Here is a 2,543-nt window from a genome sequence, read left to right on the forward strand (position 1 = left end):
CACCCTGGTCCGCCAGCACCGCCAGGGCCTTGCTCCGCAGGGCGACCACCTTCGCGGCGTCCTTCAACGACAGCGCGCCGGCGACGTACGCCGCGGCGATCTCGCCCTGCGAGTGCCCGACCACCGCGTCGGGTTCGACGCCGAAGGAGCGCCACAGCGCCGCCAGGGACACCATCACCGCGAACAGAGCGGGCTGCACCACATCCACCCGCTCCAGCGGAGCACCGTCCAGGACATCGACCAGGGACCAGTCGGTGTACGGAGCCAGCGCCTGGGCGCACTCGTCCATGGCCTCCCGGAACACGGGGTACGCGGCGTACAACTCCCGGCCCATGCCCACCCACTGCGCGCCCTGCCCCGGAAACACGAACACCGACCGGCCCACCGGACGGACGGTCCCGGTGACCAGACCCGGCACCGACCGGCCCTCCGCCAGCGCCTCCAGGGCCTCCACACCGCTCAGCACCGCACGGTGATCGAACACGGTGCGGGCGGCCAGAGCACCCCCCACCGCCGCCGGACTCACCTCGGGTCGCACGGCGGTGAAGGCACCCAGCCGGCGCGCCTGCTCCTGCAACGCCACCTCCGACCTGGCCGACAACACCCACGGCACCACCCCACCCGCGGCCCCCGCCGGAACCCCGACCGGCTCCTCAGCAGCCGCCTCGATCACCACGTGCGCGTTCGTACCGCTGATGCCGAACGCCGAGATGCCCGCGCGGCGCAGGCGGCCGTTGTCGGGCCAGGGCCGGGCCTCGGTCAGCAGCCGGATGTTTCCGGACTCCCAGTCGACGTGCGAGGTCGGCGCGTCCACGTGCAGCGTCGGCGGCAGTTGCCCGTGCCGCATCGCCATCACCATCTTGATCACACCGGCCACACCGGCCGCCGCCTGGGTGTGGCCGATGTTCGACTTCACCGACCCCAGCCACAACGGCTCCGCCCGCCCCTGACCGTACGTCGCCAGCAGTGCCTGCGCCTCGATGGGATCGCCGAGCGTCGTCCCCGTACCGTGCGCCTCCACCGCATCCACGTCCGCCGTCGACAGGCCCGCGTTCGCCAACGCCTGCCGGATCACCCGCTCCTGCGACGGACCGTTCGGCGCCCCGAGGCCGTTGGAGGTGCCGTCCTGGTTCACCGCCGAACCCCGCACCACCGCCAGCACCCGGTGACCGTTGCGCCGCGCGTCCGACAGCCGTTCCAGCAGCACCAACCCCGAGCCCTCGCCCCACGCCGTACCGTCCGCCGCCTCGGCGAACGCCTTCACCCGGCCGTCCGGGGCCAGGCCGCGCTGGCGGGAGAACTCCGTGAATCCCAGCGGGGTCGCCATCACGGTCACCCCGCCGGCCAGGGCCAGCGAGCACTCCCCCGAGCGGAGCGCCTGCGCCGCCAGGTGGATCGCCACCAGCGAGGACGAGCAGGCGGTGTCCAACGAGACCGCCGCGCCCTCCAGCCCGAGCAGGTAGGCGATCCGGCCGGAGGTCACGCTGGTCGCGGCGCCCGTGCCGAGATAGCCCTCGGCGTCGGCCGGTGCCTGGCCGCCGTAGCCGGACGCCCAGATGCCGGTGAACACGCCCGTCCGGCTGCCCCGCAACGACGTCGGATCGATCCCCGCGTCCTCGAACGTCTCCCAGGCGGTCTCCAGCAGCACCCGCTGCTGCGGATCCATCGCCAACGCCTCACGCGGCGAGATCCCGAAGAAGTCGGCGTCGAACCCCGCCGCGTCCGCGAGAAAACCACCCGACCGCGTGTACGACGTCCCCGGATGATCCGCATCCGGATGGAACAACCCCCCGACGTCCCACCCGCGATCAACCGGGAAGCCCCCGATCGCATCCGCCCCACCCGACACCAGACCCCACAACTCCTCCGGCGACCCCACCCCACCCGGCAACCGGCACCCCATGCCCACGATCACCACCGGATCACCCGACACCGCAACCCCGGCCGGCACCACCGACGCCACACCCCCACCGAGGATCCCGCTCAGCAGGTGCTCGGCGAGTTGCCGCGGGGTGGGGTGGTCGAAGGTGACGGTGGCGGGCAGGCGCAGGCCGGTGGCGCTGTTGAGCCGGTTGCGCAGTTCGACGGAGGTCAGGGAATCGAAGCCGAGGGCCTTGAACGGCTGCCGGTCCCACCCGGCCCCCGGTTCGCGGTGACCGAGCACGGCCGCGGTGTTGGCGGTGACCAGGTCGAGTGCGGCTCGCAGCCGTTCGGCCTCCGGCAGTGACCGCAGGCGGTCGGCGATCGCGCCGTGCCGCGCCGGGCGCCGGGCCGCCTTGCGGGAGACCAGGCCCTTGAGGGCCGCCGGGGCCGCCGGGGCGCCCGCCAGCACGGACAGGTCGAGGCGTACCGGCACCAGCGTGGCCCGGTCCGTGGCCAGGGCCGCGTCGAACAGCGAGAGGGCGTGGTCGGTGGCCAGCGGCACGACCCCGGCTCGCGTCAGCCGGTCCTGGTCGGCACCGGTCAGGTGCCCGGTCATGCCGCTCGGCTCGGCCCAGTAGCCCCAGGCCAGCGAGGTGGCCGGCAGGCCCTGGGCGCGCCGG

1 protein-coding gene is annotated in these 2,543 nt (G+C 73.8%); it reads right to left on the reverse strand.

Annotation, left to right across the window (positions count from 1 at the left end; all coding sequences use genetic code 11):
- On the reverse strand, positions 1–2,543 hold a 2,543-nt coding region (locus IE329_RS39725; RefSeq protein WP_190215938.1), incomplete at both ends, for a type I polyketide synthase.

Origin of the sequence: Kitasatospora indigofera, assembly GCF_014655955.1 — a bacterium.
Classification (GTDB): Bacteria; Actinomycetota; Actinomycetes; order Streptomycetales; family Streptomycetaceae; genus Kitasatospora; species Kitasatospora indigofera.